Origin of the sequence: Rhizobium rhizoryzae (assembly GCF_011046895.1) — a bacterium.
In the GTDB taxonomy this organism is placed as follows: domain Bacteria; phylum Pseudomonadota; class Alphaproteobacteria; order Rhizobiales; family Rhizobiaceae; genus Neorhizobium; species Neorhizobium rhizoryzae.
In genome coordinates this window covers 1,487,243-1,503,610 of record NZ_CP049250.1, presented here as the reverse complement: position 1 = coordinate 1,503,610, position 16,368 = coordinate 1,487,243, and the positions used below count along the sequence as shown (strand labels likewise).

Below are 16,368 nucleotides of genomic sequence, written 5' to 3'. Positions count from 1 at the left end.
AACCATGCAGATTACCATTGATGAAAACTATCTGCTGCGGCAGCTTGCGGCACTGCTGCAGATCGACAGCCCCACCGGTTATACCGATGAAGTGGTTCTCTATTGCGCGGAGGAACTGAAACGGCTTGGCCTTTCGCCGGAACTGACGCGGCGTGGCGCCATTCGCGCCGTCCGTCAAGGAAGCCGAAGGGCCGGAGCCCGCGCCATCGTCGCCCATGTCGATACGCTGGGCGCGCAGGTGAAGGCGATCAAGGAAAACGGCCGGCTGGAACTAGTGCCGATCGGCCATTGGTCTGCCCGCTTTGCCGAAGGTGCGCGCGTGACGATCTATGGCACCGGCGGCATTCATCGCGGCACCATCCTACCGCTCAAGGCATCCGGCCATACCTTCAACGATGAGGTGGATACGCTGCCCGTCGGCTGGGGCTATGTGGAGGTTCGCATAGACGCAATCACCCGTTCGGCTGAAGAGACCATGAAGCTTGGCATCGAAGTGGGCGATATCGTCGCCATAGATACGGGCACGGAATTTCTGGAAAACGGCTTCATCAATTCCCGCCATCTGGATGACAAGGCCGGTGTGGCAATTGCACTGGCAGCCATCGAGGCACTGGAACGCGCTGGTGCCAGCACGCCGGTCGATACGCATTGGCTATTCACGATTGCGGAAGAAGTGGGCGTCGGTGCCTCCTCCATCGTCACGTCCGAGACCGCTTCGATGCTGACCATCGACAACGGAACGACCGCACCGGGGCAGAATTCCTCCGAATTCGGCGCGACGATTGCCATGGCGGACCAGACCGGTCCCTTCGATTTCCACCTGACGCGCAAGCTGGTGGAACTCTGCTGCGAAAACCAGATCCCATACCAGAAGGATGTATTTCGCTACTACCGCTCCGATTCAGCCTCGGCGTTGGAAGCAGGGCATGACATTCGTACAGCTTTGGTGACCTTCGGTGTCGATGCCTCGCATGGCTACGAGCGCATCCACAAACATGCGCTAACGTCAGTGGCGCGGCTGGTAGCGGCCTTTGCGGTCAGCCCCGTGAAGATCCGACGGGATGCAAACGAGATGTCGGGGCCGGAAGGCTTTACCCATCTTCCCATTCGCGATGTGAACGAATGAAAAACGAAAAGGCCGGGCGGAGGAGAGCCACCCGGCCTTGATGCGAAATCCGAAGGAGGATCACGGATTGTCGCGTTTGAAGATCCAGTCATGGTCGGGATGGTTCTGGAACCGCCATTTACGCATCGGGCCAGCCATCACGTTGAGATAATACATCTCATATCCGTAAGGCGCGCCGCACGGATGATGGCCTTTCGGCACCAACACGACATCACCGCTTGACACGGCCATGGTTTCATCCAGCGAACCGTCTTCAGTGAAAACACGCTGGAAACCGAAGCCTTGGGCTGGGTTGAGACGGTGATAGTAGGTCTCTTCCAGATAGGTCATCTCCGGATAATTGTCCTCATCGTGCCGGTGCGGCGGATAGGACGACCAGTTGCCCGACGGTGTGAAAACTTCCGTGACCAGAAGGCTATCGGCGACATCGCGATCTTCCATGGCAATCGGGAAGATATGGCGCGTATTGGCGCCCTTGCCGCGCTCCGTGAGGTTGATGCCTGCCGGGCCGATGACTTGCGCCTCACGACCAGGCTTGGCCGGTGCTGTGCAGATGGCGAGCGTGCAATCCGTCGTCGCTTCTGCCGTCCAGTCGGAACCGGCAGGAACATAGACGCAGTGCGGCGGCTTTTTCTCGAACACGTTCATGCGGTCGCCAAGCTCACCGAAGTCTTTGCCCGAGCCGGAGATCTTCGCCTTGCCTTCCACGAGAACGAGGATCACCTCGGTCTCTCCTGTCGGCTCCGCTGCCTTTTCACCCGACTTCAGGTGATAGAGCCCGAAGCCCACATATCCCCAATTGGCGCTTTCCGGCGTGATGTCATGCACCTTGCCGGATGTGCCAGAAGGCTTGCGCAAGAGATTTCTCATTCCTCGTCTCCTTCCCGCTGAGCTTGAGCGGCAGCCTTCTTGGCTTCCGCCTCCGCAATCGAACGGTCATACATGATAAGAAGTTCATAGGCCGCATAGCCAGCTACAGCCAGGAACAGGAGTGCCCAAACCCACGACTGATTATAGGCTTCGATACAAGCCATGACTGCCGGGAACACAACTGTCAGGATGCGTACCCAGAAGGGCTTGTAGAAGGGATGCGTGGGATCGAGCAGTTTCAATGTGTTCATCCTTGGAACGAGGGTTAAATCAGACCCGCATCCTTGGCGAAGCCCTTCAGCGATTTCAAGCCGAGGCTCTGATATTCGAACGGATTGCGGACATCCGGGTCCTGTTCCGCCTCGATGACGATCCAGCCCTCATAGCCATGCTCTGCGGCAACTTTTAGAACCGGCGGGAAGTTGACGCCACCTTCGGCATCGCCCGGAACGGTGAACACGCCACGGCGCACGCCTTCGAGGAAGGAGAGTTTCTCATTGCGAACCTGTTCTGCGATCACAGGACGTACGTTCTTGGCATGGATATGGCCGACGCGGTGCATGTATTTCTTCGCAACCGCTTCCGGGTTTCCGCCACCGAAATAGCAATGACCGGTATCGAGCAGCAGCTTGGCATGCGGGCCGGTGTGCTGCATCAGAAGGTCGATTTCCTCTTCGCTCTCGACCACCGTTCCCATGTGGTGATGGTAGACGAGCGAGATACCCTGAGAGGCCGAAAATTCCGCCAGCGCCTCAACGCCTGCGCCAAACTTTGCCCAATCGGCTTCTGCCAGCTTCGGACGGTCGGCGAGCGCCGTATCGTCGGCACCGTGAATAGCGTTGGAGGTTTCGCAGACGATGATGACCTTGCAGCCCATTTCCTTCAGCACATCGAGGAAAGGCTGCATGGCCGCCTTTTCTTCCTCAACCGTATTGGTGAGCAGGTTCAGAGAATGCCAGCCGGAGACGAATTTGAGGCCGCGCGGTTCCAGAACGGATTTCAGGCCTGCCGGATCGGTCGGCAGCTTGTGGCCCTTCTCGATGCCGTCGAAACCGATCTTGGCGGTTTCATCCAGGCACTGCTCCAGGCTAATATGCGCGCCGAGCGAACGGTCGTCATCATTGGACCAGGCAATCGGGTTTGTACCGAAGAGGATCATCTTACATTCTTTCCTTCAGGGCAGCTTCGTAGGCGGCGCGCGCCTTGTTGACTTCTTCTCTGGCCGAGACTTCCGGCACGGCGACATCCCACCAATGGCCACCCGCACCCGGTGTCGGATAAGGGTCCGTATCGATGACGATCACCGTTGTCTGCGTTGCCTCACGGGCCGAATCCAGCGCCGTTTCCAGTTCCGCGATGGACGAAACCTTTGTGGATCTCGCGCCCATGGCAGCAGCGTGGGCGGCAAAATCGATTGCCATCGGGCTGACATTCGTATGGGCATAGAGGTTGTTGAACTCTGCACCGCCAGTGCCCATCTGCAGCCGGTTGATGCAGCCATAGCCCCGGTTATCGGTAATGACGACGGTGATCTTCACGCCCATGCCGACGGCGGTCGCAAGCTCCGAATTCATCATCATGTAGGAGCCATCGCCCACCATGACGATGACATCCCGCTCCGGTTCCGCCATCTTGATACCAAGGCCGCCGGCAATCTCATAACCCATGCAGGAGAAGCCATATTCCATGTGATAGGAGAGCGGCAGCTTGGCTTTCCACAGCTGGTGAAGCTCACCGGGCATGGTGCCCGCCGCACACATGACGACGGTGTTATCCCTCGAAGCGCGCTGAACCGCACCGATGACCTGCATGTCTGTCGGCAGCGTGTTGGCTTCTTGAGGTGCGGCAGTCACCGCATCCGCCTTGGCAAACCAGCTGGTCTTGAGGCCTGCATCGGGGCTGCCAAAGCGATGATCGCCAAGTGCCGCCGAAATCTTCTCAAGGCCGACCTTGGCATCGGCGACCAGCGGAATGGCATCATGCTTGGCGCTATCATAAGGCTGAACATTCAGCGCCAGAATCTTGCGGTTGGGGTTCTTGAACAGCGCCCAGGAACCGGTGGTGAAATCCTGGAAACGCGTACCGACGCCCATCACCAGGTCGGCATTTTCCGAAACAATGTTCGCGCTTTCGCAGCCGGTGACACCAACGGGGCCGAAGTTCAGGCCATGATCCCAGGCAAGCGCTGACTTTCCGGCCTGCGTTTCGACAACCGGAATCTGGTGTTTTTCGACAAAGCTCTTCAGCGTATCCGTGGCACCCGAGAAATGCACGCCACCGCCTGCGACGATGACAGGGTTCTGCGCGGCCTTGATGGCGGCGATAGCGGCTTCCAGTTCCACCACATCCGGCTCTGGACGGCGGAAGCGCCATGTCTTTTTCGCGAAGAAGCTTTCCGGGTAATCGTAAGCCTCCGCTTGCACATCCTGACAGAAGGCGAGCGTGACAGGGCCGCAATCGGCTGGATCCGTCAGGGTGCGGAAGGCACGCGGCAGTGCCGTCAGAAGCTGCTCAGGCCGCTCGATACGGTCGAAATAGCGGCTGACCGGCTTGAAGCAATCATTGGCGGAAATCGTGCCGTCTTCGAAGTCCTCGATCTGCTGGAGAACCGGATCGGGGCCACGATTGGCAAACACGTCGCCGGGAATGAAGAGAACCGGCAGACGGTTGACATGCGCAAGTGCCGCAGCCGTGACCATATTCAGTGCGCCGGGACCGATGGAAGACGTGACCGCCATGGCACGACGTCGACCAAGCTGCTTGGCATAAGCAATGGCCGCATGCGCCATGCTCTGCTCGTTCTGACCGCGATAGGTCGGCAGTTCCTCGCGAATGCCGTAGAGCGCTTCGCCTAGACCGGCCACATTGCCGTGGCCAAAGATGGCCCAGACACCGGCGATATAGGGAACGCCATCCTCATTCAGCTGATTGGCAAGGTAGCGCACAAGTGCCTGCGCCGCCGTTAGACGGATCGTTTTCATGCCTTTCCTCCCACTGTTCCTTTGACAGCTTCGGCCTTGGCTTCGGCGCGAGCTCTATCCCACACCGCGCACAGGCTCTTGTAGCGTGCCACCATATCCTCCACGGCGGCCTCATCGCTGATCTGACCGGAGAGCCACTTGCGGGCAGCATCGCCGAAGATGGTGCGGCCAACTGCAAAACCCTTGACCAGATCGAAACCGGCGGCAAGCGCAAAGCTCTCCTCAAGCTCTGCCTGCGGGGCATCCAGACCCAATACCACGATGCCACGGGTATGCGTATCGTGACGTTCTACCGCAGCACAGGCATTGGCCCAGGCAGCATTCGTCTTCATCGGCTCCAGCTTCCACCAATCGGGATAGACGCCGATCTCATAGAAGCGATCAATGATCTTCGCCGTCGTCTCGTCATCGATAGCGCCAACCTTGGACGGAATGACTTCCAGCAGGAATTCAAGGCGGTTGCGGCGCGAGGCTTCGAACAGGCGCTTCACCGTCTCTTCCTGTTTTTCCTTCACCTCGGCCGTATCGTCGGGATGATAGAAGCAGAGCACCTTCACCACATGTTCGGCAGCCCATTCGCTCAAGCCACCGCAATCGAGGCCCAGTTCCGGCTCCAGCGTCAGCGGGCGTGAGCCCGGCCATTCGGCAGGACGACCGATCCAGAGGCCCGTTCCGGCTGCGGCATAAAGCGCTTCCTTGCCGAGGCGGCCATCGCAGAGGATGCCGTAACCGCGCTCTCCGCCAGCCACGGAGGTGGCAGCCTGCAAGCAGAGCTTCTTGAAGGCACCGATACGATCCGTCGGGACGCCCGCCTCTTCCGCCATGGCTTCCAGCTGCATGCGGTGATCGAAAGCGAACACCCGCATGGTAGACCAGTCGCCCTTGCGGTTGGTGGACCAGTGAACCTGCTCAAGGGCTGCATCCTTGCGCAGCGCCTTGTTCTTGATTCCGGTTTTGAAGAAATATTGAAGCTCTTCCCAGCTCGGATAAGCGGGCGTGCAGCCATGGCGCGATACGGCAAAAGCACCGCAGGCATTGGCATATTTCAGCGCCGTTGGCCAATCCTCACCCGTCAGCCAGCCCTTCAGCAGGCCCGCCATGAAGCCATCGCCCGCACCCAGCACGTTGAAGACCTCGATCGGGAAGCCGGGGCCGGTCTGACCCTTGTCGAGGCTATCGGGGATCTCGCCTTCAAAGACGGCAGCGCCCATGGGCCCGCGCTTGCACACAAGTGCTGCCTTGGACACCTGGCGCACGGCGCGCAGCGCTTCCAGCGTATCGGTGGAGCCGCCCGCGATATGAAACTCTTCTTCCGTGCCGACGATCAGGTCGAACAGATGCAGCGTGCTTTGTAGCTTGGCGGTGACCTTGGCCGATTCCACGAAACGACTTTCGCCATCGCCATGGCCCGCCACACCCCAGAGGTTCGGGCGGTAATCGATGTCGAGTGCCGTCTGGGCGCCATGTTCGCGCGCCAGCTTCAGCGCCTTCATCACAGCCGCTTCCGTGCGGGTGTGCGAAAGATGCGTTCCGGTGACCGTGATGCAGCGGGATTCTGCGATGAAGGCCGGGTCGATATCGTCTTCGCAGAGCGCCATGTCAGCGCAGTTTTCGCGGTAGAAGATCAGCGGAAACTGGTTCTCGTCACGGATGCCCAGCAGCACCAGCGCCGTCAGGCGTTCCGGGTCGGTGACGACGCCGCGCACATCCACGCCTTCGCGCACAAGCTGTTCGCGGATGAAGCGGCCCATATGCTCGTTACCGACACGGGTAATCAAAGCGCTTTTCAGGCCAAGCCGCGCAGCCCCGGCCGCAATATTCGTCGGAGAGCCGCCAATATATTTGTTGAAGGAGGACATATCCTCCAGACGACCACCCACCTGGGCGCCATAAAGATCTACGGACGAGCGTCCGATGGTAATCACGTCGAGTGGCTTCAAGAGGCCCTCCCTTTGGCCGCAGATGGCGCTTTAAGTCAGCGCGACGGCACCTCCCGTGCCGATCAGTTATTTTGGACTATAAATTCTATTTTTGACGCTTTCAATACGAATATTCAGTTTTTGCGTTTTGCTCCGACTGCTGCCGACAGCGCGATGGCGACACAGAGTGTGGCAGACAGCGAACGAAACGCCCCGAAATCCACTTCCGAGACGGTGAGGATCGTCGCACCCATCTTGCGAAGCGGATTGACGGAGGTATCTGTCAGCGCCACCACGGGCACGCCCCGCGCCCGCACAGCCTCCACCAGATCCAGTGTTTCAGCCGAATAGGGCGAGAAGGTGATGGCGAGCAGCGCATCGCCCGGACGAATAGCGGCGGAACTATCCAGCCTGCCTGCGACACTGTGCAGCATGGCAGGCACCTGCATTTTTTCCAGCGCATAGGCGATGTAACTGGCGACCGGAAACGACCGGCGCAGACCGATGATATGCACAAGATTGGCGCCCGCGAGCGTTTCCACCGCATCCTCAAGCGCCTGAGGATCAACGGATTTCAGCAGATTTTCCAGTGAAGCCCGTCCAGCCTCGACGAACTCCGCAAGAAGGCGCGGACCGCTATGCTCGCCCATGTCCCTTAGATGGTCGAGCCGGGTGGAATAATCCGGCCAGCCGCCCACGTAGTTTTCGCGAAACAGCCGCTGCATTTCCGAATAACCGGAAAAGCCCATGATCTGACAGAACCGCATGAAGGCCGAGGGTTGAACGCCCGCCGCTTCCGCCATTTCGGCAACGGTCGACACGGCAATGCGGTCTGTATTGGCCGCCACATAGTCTGCGCACTGCTTCAAGCGCTTGGGCAAAGAGGCCGAGACTTCCAGAAGCTTTTCCTCGAATTCCACCACACTCGCCGGTGCCCCACCCTCCGCCATTCAATCGTCCCTTTTCTACGCTTGACATAAATATGGCTACACTCTAGCAAAATGGAACAGATATTCCAAACGCGTTTGGAACAAAAATTCTATCGACATATCAAGTGGAGGAGAACCCCATGGTGACGAGATTGGCCCTGCTCGGTGCAGGACGTATCGGCAAGGTGCATGCAAAGGCGATTGCGTCCGATCCTCGCGCAAAGCTCGTGGCTGTCGTGGACGCCATGGAAGCGGCCGCAAAGGCCATTGCCGATGAGGCAGGCGCCGAAGTCAGCACCATTGACGCTGTGCTGGCCAACAAGGATGTGGACGCGGTCATCATCTGCACCCCCACCAACACGCATGCGGACCTGATCGAAAAGTTCGCCCGCGCCGGCAAGGCGATCTTCTGCGAAAAGCCGATCGATCTGGATGTTGCCCGTGCGCAAGCCTGCATCGACGTGGTGAAGGAAACCGGGGCCAAGGTCATGCTCGGCTTCAACCGCCGCTTCGACCCGCATTTCCAGGCGGTTCGCAAGGAAATCGACAAGGGCAGCATCGGCAAGGTCGAGATGGTGACAATCACCAGCCGCGATCCGGGCGCACCGCCGGTCGAATACATCAAAGTGTCCGGTGGCATTTTCCGCGACATGACCATCCACGATCTGGACATGGCACGCTTCCTGCTGGGCGAAGAGATCAAGTCCGTGTTTGCAACCGGTGCCGTTCTGGTCGATCCAAAGATCGGCGAAGCAGGCGATTACGATAGCGCGAGCCTGATCCTCACCACGGCCAGCGGTCGTCAGGCGGTGATCTCCAACTCGCGTCGCGCAACCTATGGCTATGACCAGCGCATCGAAGTGCATGGCTCGCTGGGTTCGGTTGCTGCGGAAAATCAGCGTCCTGTTTCCATCGAAGTCGCCAACAAGGATGGTTACACCCGCCCGCCGCTGCATGATTTCTTCATGACGCGCTACACGGAAGCCTATGCAGCTGAGATCAAGGCTTTCATCGATACGGTTGAGAACGGCGCTGCCGCTTCGCCTTCCGCTGAAGATGGCCTGATTGCCCTGAAGCTTGCCGATGCAGCGCTGAAGTCCGCACAGACGGGCGCGGCTGTCGCGCTCTGATCAGATAGAACTGGATGAATGTGAGGGCCGCCTAACTCGCGGCCCTTATTTTTGCCTTCCAGTCAGCCGCATAGGCCTGCACCGTACCCTTATCGAGACGGCTAACGATTTCCTTCAAGTGCGCGGAAAGCTTCACGCCCGCCAGAAGCCCGGCCCCCTGGCTAGTGCCTGTAGACCCGGAAACGGAAATGACCTGACGCCCGAGCAGGGCCTGCAAAGCCTCCAGATAAACAGGATTGGAGGCAAACGGCCCTTCCACCAGAGCCGGACCTTTGGCACCGATCAGGCCGAGGCAGGTCTCGGTCATCAGCGCCAGATAAAGACAGGCCGCCGCCCATTTCTCGTGAACAGAGGCACAGTCTGTATTCAGCCACTGGCCTTTGAGACCCGGATAGGGGCCGGAACCTGAGGCGAGGTTCGGCATAAGCGACAGGCGCTTTTCCAGCACGGCAGGCAGGGCGGCGAAGGCCGCATCCAGATCCAGCGGTCCCAGCTGTGCCGTCAGCAGTTCGAATTCGCGACCGCCCATGAAACGGGAGGATGGCACGGCGCGGCCATAGGCATCGACATTGGCAAGCGTATCGCGGGCGGGATCGAGATGTTCCAGATCACCACCCACGGCGAAATTGATCACCCATGTTCCTGTTGAAACCACGGCAAAGGGAGCTTCGCGATCCACCAGATGCGGCAAGAGTGACGCGTTGGAATCGTGAATGCCGCAGTAGACCGGCACCGGCTGTTGAAGCCCGAGTTCCGCCACCAGCTCCGGTCTCACCGGTCCCAGCGCGTCGAAGGCGGATCGGATCGGAGCCATCTTGTCCCGGATATCCAGCCGATCCACCAGCGAAGAAAACGTGCCCCTGCCCGGCTGCCACAGATCCGTATGGCATCCAAGCGAGGTTGCCTCGTTTACCGCAACGCCCGTCAATCGGTAAGCCCAGTATTGCGGATAGGTAAGGATCGTCGCAACCTTGGCGAACTCTGCCGGAAACGCGACCTTCTGGAAATGGATCTGGGCACCCAGGTTCAACCCCATCGACAAAGCGGGCGAGAAGGTTTCCAAAAAGGGCGGGCGCAGTGCCGCATAGGCAGTGCGGATGTGTTCCGGGTATTCATGTTCATAATCCAGCACCGGCAGCGCCAGAGCACCCGCGGCATTCAACAGCACGCCAGACGCGCCGTGGGTGGTGATGGAAATGGCGTCAAAGCCGGGAGAACGGCTCAAATCCTGGAGAGCATTACGGAAGAACTGCCACAGCCCTTCGATATCGTAATGGGGATAGGGATCAGCCGCGATCACCTTGTTTGGACGACGGCGCACATCAAGCTCTTCGCCACTCGCACAATCCAGCACCAGCACCTTGGCATTGGTCTTGCCGATATCGAGAACGGCAATGCGCTTTGCCTCGCTCATGGCAGATGAAACACGGCTAAAAGATCGACAGCAATGGGCGAATTATCCGGGTTAGTTTCCATGATATCCGCCATATGCGCCCACCAGCGCTTCATGACCGGATGCTCCGGCAGGCTGGCCATACCGTGGTCTTTTGGACGAGACAAAACACCGAACAGAATGTTCGTCTCCGGGTCGAGGTAGATGGAATAATCGCTGACGCCCGCCTGATGCAGCAGTTCAACAAGCTCCGGCCAGATCTCGTCATGCCGCTTCTTGTATTCGGCCTGCATACCGGGGTTCAGCTTCATTTTGAATGCATGTTTTTCAAGCGTCATGATTTGGAAGCCTGCTTGATACGGCGCGCCAGAATGGGCAACGCGATGGTGATGATGAGAAGAAGGCCGACAAAGATCGACATCACGATACCGGGCACATTCAGGAGGCCAAGTCCGAAGGTGACGAGACCCATGACGAAAGCGGCAATGACGACACCCGCAATCGTGCCCGCGCCGCCCAGAATGGAAACGCCGCCCAGCACGACCATGGTGACCACTTCCAGCTCCCAGCCTTGGGCGATGGAGGGCCGTGTGGAACCGAGACGCGAGGTAAGGCAGACGGCAGCGATACCGCTCATCAGGCCCGTCAGCAGGAAGAGAATGAACTTCACCCGCTCCACCGGCACGCCGGAAAAGCGCGCGGCAAAGTCATTGTTGCCGATGACATAGACCTGGCGGCCAAAATTCGTGGCGTGCAGCAGCACCGCAAACAGGGCAGCGCAGAGAAGGAACAGGCCGAACTCGAACGAGAAAACCCAGAAGAGATAGCCCTGGCCGAAATAGGCGAAGCTTTCCGGATAGCCGCCATAGGCTTTGTCGCCCAGCACGATATAGGAAATGCCGCGAAACAGGCTCATCGTACCGATGGTGACGACGATGGAGGGCAGCTTCAGTACCGAGACCAGCGTGCCGTTGAATGCCCCGCAAAGAACCCCGACACCGATGCCGATGGCGACCAGCCCCGGCGTTCCAACCCCGGCCTGTGCCGCTGCACCCATGGCAGTCGAGGCGAGCGCGATGATTGCGGCGACCGACAGATCGATTTCACCGGCAATGATCAACAGCGCCATGGCGAAGGCAATCATTGCCTTTTCGGTGAAGTTGAAGGTGGCGTCCGACAGGTTCCACGCGTCCAGGAAGTAAGGCGAAGCCAAGGAATTGGCGATGAAGATCAATACCGCCACGCCAAACAGCAGCACTTCCCAGCTGGAAAGAACGCGGCTGACGGGTGTGCCCAGACGATCAGGGATAGCACGGCGGCTGGAATTTGCGTTCACGTCGCTCATGCTGTCACCTCTGTGGTTGCGCGGTCGCGCAGGATGATGCGGCCCTTCTTTGCCTCGGCACGAGCATTGAAAACGACGGCGAGAATGATGACCACGCCCGAAATCGCCATCTGCGCAAAGGGCGAAATACCGATCACCGGCAGCGCATTCTTGATGACTCCGAGGAAGAGCGACCCCAGCACGGCACCGGCAACGGACCCGATGCCGCCTGCAATGGAAATGCCACCGATGACGCAGGCCGCAACGCTATCCAGTTCGAAGCCGGCGGCGATATCGACATAGGCAACTGCGTAGCGAGATACCCAGAGGTAGCTGCAAAGTCCCGCCATGGCGCCTGAGAGTACGAAGGCGAAGAAGCGCGTGCGACCAATATCGATGCCCGCATAGACGGCGGCTGTCGGGTTGCCGCCAGAGGCATAGGCCGAACGACCGAAGGACGTACGGGTCAGCAGGAAGGCCATGCCCAGAACGACGGCAATAGCCACCCATGACAGGATAGGCAGGCCCAGAACAACCGCGCGCGGCACATTGAGGAAGGTCGGCGTCATCTGATGCGCATTCACCCAGCCGCCACCGGACAAGACAAAAGCCATGCCGCGATAGATGGTGAGCGTGCCGAGCGTGACGACGATCGGCGGGATCTGCAGAATCCAGACGAGGAAGCCGTTCATCGCGCCGAGAGCTGCCCCAATACCGAGCGCCATGACGATGAGTAGCACAAGCGGCAGATCAGGAAAGGCAGCATTCGTCATCGCAACAGCCATGCCGGTAAAGGCAAGGTTGGCAGCCACCGAAAGATCGATGGATTTCGTCAGGATCACCGTCATCTGCGCGAGCGCCAGAATGATGAGGATGGAGGTGTCGTTGAAGATGTTCACCAGATTGCCGGGCTCGGCAAAACCTTCGGCGCGGGTCGCAAAGCCCGCAATCATCAAGGCGATGATGCCGGATAAAAGCAGTTCGCGGCTTTTGAAAAGTTTGGTCATGATGCACACTCACGCATTGCCGGTCGCGGCGCGCACCAGCACTTCTGCCGTCGCCTCCGACCGGTCATAAAGCGCCGCCATCAGCCCCTCGCGCATCACCATGATCCGGTCCGACATGCCAAGAACTTCCGGCAGTTCGGACGAGACCATGATGATCGACAGGCCCTGGGAGGCAAGTTCGGAAATGAAGCCGTGCACGGCAGCCTTGGAGCCGATATCGATGCCCTTGGTCGGCTCATCGAGAATAATAACCTTCGGCTGGGTGGCCAGCCACTTGCCGATGACCACCTTCTGCTGATTGCCGCCGGATAGCGTGCCGACCGGCACGGACAGTGCCGCAGCCCGCAAATCCAGCCGCTCTGCATATTGCCGCGCCAGCTTCAGCTCGTTGGCAGCCTTCAGGAAACCGGAGCGCGAGGTTTTCGCCAACGATGGCAGCGTCATGTTCTGGTAGATCGGCATGGGCAGCGCCAGACCGTGACGCCCGCGCTCTTCCGGCACGTAGACAATGCCCGCCGCAATCGCATCCTGCGCAGAGCGGATTTCGACGGACTGGCCTTCCAGCGTCAAGCGTCCCGATGACGGCTTTGTAATACCGAACAGCGACTGGCAAAGCTCGGAGCGACCGGCACCGATGAGGCCGTAGACGCCCAGAATTTCGCCGCGCTTCAGGTCGAACGATATATCGCGGAATTCGGTCGGGTGGCTGTAACCTTGGACCGAGAGAACGACCGGCCCGATCTGCGCTTCCACCTTGGGAAAAACATCGTGAACATCACGACCTACCATCAGGCGCACGATTTCGCCTTGCGGTGTTTCCTTCAGACGACCATGACCGACAGCCTTGCCATCGCGGAAGACAGCAAAGTTCTCAGCGATTTCATAGAGCTCATCGAACTTGTGGCTGATGAAGAGGATGGCTTTACCCTGCCGCTTCAAGCCTTCGACAATACGGAAAAGATCATCAATTTCCTTGCGGGAAAGGGCCGCCGTCGGCTCATCCATGATGACAATGCGCGCCTCGACGGAAAGCGCGCGTGCAATCGCCACCAGATGCCGCTGAGCAATAGACAGATCTTTCAGCCGGATGGTCGGATCTATATCGCTTTCCAACTGGCGCAGAAGTTCACGCGAACGGGCATTGATGGTGCGCCAGTCGATGGTGCGAAACCGCGTGCGCGGCGCATGGCCGAGAAAGATGTTTTCCCCCACCGTCAGCTCATCGAACAGCACGGTTTCCTGATGGATGGCGGTGACGCCGGCGTCGATGGCGCCTTGAGCGCTTGCAAATTGCACCGGCTTTCCATCCAGCAGGATTTCACCTTCGGTTGGACGATAAATGCCGGTCAGAATCTTGACGAGCGTGGATTTGCCCGCGCCGTTCTCACCGATCAGCGCCGTCACCTGCCCCGGATAAAGGCTGATGGACACCTGATCCAGCGCCTTCACACCCGGAAAGACCTGGCTGATGCCGCGCATTTCCAGAATGGGTGCAGCAACCGAGGTTAACTCGGTTGCAATCGGCTGCGTTCGTAGAGACATCATTTGCTCGACCGGTTCGTTTCAATTCAATCGCAGGCGAGCACCCTCCTCTGTCCTGCCGGACATCTCCCCCTCAAGGGGGGAGATCGGCAAGAAAGATAGCTCGTCTGTCGTCGTCACCCTCGGTCATGCCGAGAGCATGTATGCCGGAAATAGGCAGGGTTGGTGCCACACCCGATCTCCCCCCTTGAGGGGGAGATGCCCGGCAGGGCAGAGGGGGGTGTGACAACCGCCCTCATATAATATGAATAATGATCAGAAGATCTTCGAGAACTGATCGATATTCGAGGAATTGTAGACGAACGGATCAGCCATTGCGGCTTCCCCATTGTCGCCAATCTTGATCGAGCCCATGCGTCCGGCCTTCACCTCAGTGCCCGGCTTGCCGGTCGCATCACCCTTGACGAGGTGATAGGCGATCTGCGTTGCGGAGTAACCGAGATCGATCGGGTTCCAGATAGCGAATTCCTTCGTCGCGCCGGACTTGATCGCACCCGCCATTTCAGATGGCAGGCCAAGACCCGTGACGTAGACCTGACCGATCTTGCCCGCATCCTTCACCGCCTGCGAGGCGGCGAGAACGCCAACGGTCGTCGGAGCAACAATAACCTTCACGTTCGGCTGTGACTTCAGGAGGCCCTGCGCTTCGCGATAGCTCTTGTCGGCAAGGTCATCGCCATAAACTGTCGTGGCAAGATTCAGGCCCGGGAAATCCTTCAGCTGCTTTTTCATTTCCGCGATCCAGGTGTTCTGGTTCGTGGAGGTGGTGGTGGCAGACAGGATGGCAAAATCGCCCTTGCCATCAGGCAGATGGTTCTTTGCCAGCGTCAGGCACATCTTGCCGATCAACTCGTTGGATGACGGGTTGAGGTGCATTATGCGACCAGCGGGTGCAACGCCCGAATCCCAGGAGATGACCTTGATGCCGCGCTGTGCAGCCTTCTTCAGCGCCGGAACGACGGCATCCGGATCGTTGGCAGAGATCGCGATTGCGTCAACGCCCTGCGCAATCAGCGAATTGATGACTTCGATCTGGCCCTCGGCCGTGGTGCTTGTCGGACCGGTGTAGATGATCTTCACGCCGCCCAGTTCCTTGGCAGCTTCTTCGGCACCCTTGTTGGCCGCTTCAAAGAAGCCGTTGCCAAGCGATTTGACCACCAGCGCGATCTTGATATCAGCGGCAGATGCCATGCTGGCCATGGAAACAGATGCGGCCAGCGCCATTGCTGCTGCGCCGAAATGACGTCTTGTCAGTTTCATGCTCATTCCTCCCAAGAATAATGACTTGCTTCTCCCCCTCCCCGAGCGCGATCTCATGCGACCGAGGAAGCATCCTCCTTGATCGATGACGCCGTCGGCTTCACCGTCAAAACCTTCACGCCTGCATTTTCCAGCATGGCGACCGCCTCTTCCGAGACACCATCATCGGTAATGATGGTCGAAACATTCTCGAGCGGGCAGAGGATCATGCTGGAGCGGCGATTGAACTTGCTCGAATCGACCATCACGATCAGCTCATCCGCCTGGCGCATCAGCCGTTGCTCGCTCTGGATCACCAGCGCATCCGGCTCCATCACTCCATGGGAGGAGATGCCCTGCGCGCCAATGAACATGCGCCGCGCATAAAAATTTCGGATCGCATCATTCTCGAACGGTGACAGGATCAGGCTCTGGTCGCGATAGATCGCGCCCCCAGGGACTGAAACTGTGCATTTGGAGTGCTTGACCAGATGTTCGGCGATAGCGAAGGAATTCGTCATAACCTGAAGACGGCGCGCCGACATGAAGTGCACCATCTGGAATGTTGTCGTGCCACCGTTGATGATGACGGAATCGCCTTCCTCGCAAAGCTCAACCGCAGCGCGCGCGATTGCGCGTTTCTTATCGATATTGACTGATTCCGACACGCGGAACGGACGTGCCGCGAGATTCCCCTGCTGCGGCGGATGCACGGCTTCCGCCCCACCCCGCACGCGACGGAGCTTACCCTGCACATGGAGGGCTGCAATATCCCGCCGGATCGTTGCCTCGGAAGCCTCTGTCAGCTCGGCAATATCCTGCACTGTCACCACAGGCTTTTCCTGAATGGCGCTCAAGATGATGCGATGTCGCTCACGTTCGTGCATGGGTTCCTCCGTGTTCCGATT

General features: G+C 58.9%; 15 protein-coding genes. 2 read left to right on the top strand and 13 right to left on the bottom strand.

Annotation, left to right across the window (positions count from 1 at the left end):
- Positions 1-4 precede the first annotated feature (4 nt).
- Positions 5-1,126: an osmoprotectant NAGGN system M42 family peptidase gene (locus G6N80_RS13285; RefSeq protein ID WP_165134410.1), complete on the top strand. Its 1,122-nt coding sequence runs from the start codon at positions 5-7 to the stop codon at positions 1,124-1,126.
- A 60-nt stretch (positions 1,127-1,186) separates the two neighbouring features.
- Here G6N80_RS13285 and iolB read toward each other — a convergent pair whose 3' ends face one another.
- The 6 genes from iolB to G6N80_RS13255 all read right to left on the bottom strand — a co-directional run bounded on the left by iolB (position 1,187) and on the right by G6N80_RS13255 (position 7,846).
- The gene (iolB, locus tag G6N80_RS13280; protein WP_165134407.1) at positions 1,187-1,996 is read right to left on the bottom strand and encodes a 5-deoxy-glucuronate isomerase; all 810 of its coding nucleotides are present in this window, start codon (positions 1,994-1,996) and stop codon (positions 1,187-1,189) included.
- A complete protein-coding gene (locus tag G6N80_RS13275; protein WP_156379271.1) occupies positions 1,993-2,238 on the bottom strand; it encodes a hypothetical protein in 246 nt (81 codons plus the stop codon). The genes iolB and G6N80_RS13275 overlap by 4 nt, the downstream gene beginning before the upstream one ends.
- Before the next feature lie 23 nt (positions 2,239-2,261).
- Positions 2,262-3,155 carry a myo-inosose-2 dehydratase gene (gene iolE / locus G6N80_RS13270; RefSeq protein ID WP_062555913.1) on the bottom strand — a complete coding sequence of 298 codons (894 nt, stop codon included), beginning with the start codon at positions 3,153-3,155 and terminating at the stop codon, positions 2,262-2,264.
- Between the two features lies 1 nt (position 3,156).
- Positions 3,157-4,977, bottom strand: coding sequence for a 3D-(3,5/4)-trihydroxycyclohexane-1,2-dione acylhydrolase (decyclizing) (iolD, locus tag G6N80_RS13265; RefSeq protein ID WP_165134404.1), 1,821 nt, complete (start codon positions 4,975-4,977; stop codon positions 3,157-3,159).
- Positions 4,974-6,917, bottom strand: a complete 1,944-nt coding sequence (locus G6N80_RS13260) for a bifunctional 5-dehydro-2-deoxygluconokinase/5-dehydro-2-deoxyphosphogluconate aldolase (RefSeq protein ID WP_062555915.1) — start codon at positions 6,915-6,917, stop codon at positions 4,974-4,976. The genes iolD and G6N80_RS13260 overlap by 4 nt, the downstream gene beginning before the upstream one ends.
- A gap of 113 nt (positions 6,918-7,030) precedes the next feature.
- Positions 7,031-7,846 carry a MurR/RpiR family transcriptional regulator gene (locus G6N80_RS13255; RefSeq protein WP_062555916.1) on the bottom strand — a complete coding sequence of 272 codons (816 nt, stop codon included), beginning with the start codon at positions 7,844-7,846 and terminating at the stop codon, positions 7,031-7,033.
- 119 nt (positions 7,847-7,965) lie between these two features.
- Between G6N80_RS13255 and iolG the strand changes: the two genes are divergently transcribed.
- Positions 7,966-8,955 (top strand): inositol 2-dehydrogenase, encoded by a 990-nt coding sequence (iolG, locus tag G6N80_RS13250; RefSeq protein WP_165134401.1) that lies wholly within the window; start codon positions 7,966-7,968, stop codon positions 8,953-8,955.
- Between the two features lie 31 nt (positions 8,956-8,986).
- Here the strand turns inward: iolG and G6N80_RS13245 are convergent, their stop codons facing one another.
- The 7 genes from G6N80_RS13245 to G6N80_RS13215 form a co-directional block, all read right to left on the bottom strand.
- Entirely contained in the window at positions 8,987-10,369 is a 1,383-nt protein-coding gene (locus G6N80_RS13245; protein ID WP_165134398.1) for an FGGY-family carbohydrate kinase, read from the bottom strand.
- Complete coding sequence (gene rhaM / locus G6N80_RS13240; protein WP_062555919.1) at positions 10,366-10,686, bottom strand: L-rhamnose mutarotase; 321 nt, start codon at positions 10,684-10,686, stop codon at positions 10,366-10,368. The genes G6N80_RS13245 and rhaM overlap by 4 nt, the downstream gene beginning before the upstream one ends.
- Entirely contained in the window at positions 10,683-11,693 is a 1,011-nt protein-coding gene (locus G6N80_RS13235; protein WP_165134395.1) for an ABC transporter permease, read from the bottom strand. The genes rhaM and G6N80_RS13235 overlap by 4 nt, the downstream gene beginning before the upstream one ends.
- On the bottom strand, positions 11,690-12,679 hold the full coding sequence (locus G6N80_RS13230; RefSeq protein WP_062555997.1) for an ABC transporter permease: 990 nt from the start codon (positions 12,677-12,679) through the stop codon (positions 11,690-11,692). Before G6N80_RS13230 ends, G6N80_RS13235 begins: the two co-directional genes overlap by 4 nt.
- A gap of 9 nt (positions 12,680-12,688) precedes the next feature.
- A complete protein-coding gene (locus tag G6N80_RS13225) occupies positions 12,689-14,224 on the bottom strand; it encodes a sugar ABC transporter ATP-binding protein (protein ID WP_165134392.1) in 1,536 nt (511 codons plus the stop codon).
- A 252-nt stretch (positions 14,225-14,476) separates the two neighbouring features.
- Entirely contained in the window at positions 14,477-15,481 is a 1,005-nt protein-coding gene (rhaS, locus tag G6N80_RS13220; RefSeq protein WP_062555922.1) for a rhamnose ABC transporter substrate-binding protein, read from the bottom strand.
- A 53-nt stretch (positions 15,482-15,534) separates the two neighbouring features.
- Entirely contained in the window at positions 15,535-16,347 is an 813-nt protein-coding gene (locus G6N80_RS13215) for a DeoR/GlpR family DNA-binding transcription regulator (protein WP_062555923.1), read from the bottom strand.
- Positions 16,348-16,368: the final 21 nt, after the last annotated feature.